The sequence below is a fragment of the Streptomyces wedmorensis genome, from assembly GCF_000716445.1.
Classification (GTDB): Bacteria; Actinomycetota; Actinomycetes; order Streptomycetales; family Streptomycetaceae; genus Streptomyces; species Streptomyces wedmorensis.
In genome coordinates this window covers 1-536 of sequence record NZ_JNWK01000170.1, presented here as the reverse complement: position 1 = coordinate 536, position 536 = coordinate 1, and the positions used below count along the sequence as shown (strand labels likewise).

Genomic DNA, 536 nt, shown 5'->3' with positions numbered 1-536 from the left:
GTGGCGGTGGGTTCCGTCGTGACGACCGTGGTGGCGAGCGTCCGTCGTTCCGTCGGGACGAGCGGCCTTCGTACCAGCGGGATGACCGTCGGGACGACAACCGTGGTGGCGGTTTCCGTCGTGACGACCGTGGCGGCGACAGCCGTGGCGGTGGTTTCCGTCGTGACGACCGTGGTGGCGACAGCCGTGGTGGGGACAACCGCGGTGGCGGTTTCCGCCGGGATGACCGTGGTGGCGACAACCGTGGCGGTGGGTTCCGTCGCGATGACCGTGGTGACCGTCCGGGCTTCTCGCGGGACGACAACCGTGGTGGCGGCTTCCGTCGTGACGACCGTGGTGGCGACAGCCGTGGTGGGGACAACCGCGGTGGCGGTTTCCGCCGGGATGACCGTGGTGGCGACAACCGCGGCGGGGACAACCGTGGCGGTGGGTTCCGCCGTGACGACCGTGGTGGCGACAGCCGTGGCGGTGGGTTCCGTCGTGACGACCGTGGTGGCGAGCGTCCGTCGTTCCGTCGGGACGAGCGGCCTTCGTAC

The 536-nt window shown here is 70.7% G+C and carries 1 protein-coding gene; it reads left to right on the top strand.

Annotated elements, in window-relative coordinates:
* Positions 1-18: 18 nt before the first annotated feature.
* Positions 19-536 (top strand): hypothetical protein (locus tag OO54_RS44760; protein ID WP_418953266.1); only part of this gene is annotated, 518 nt, incomplete at its 3' end.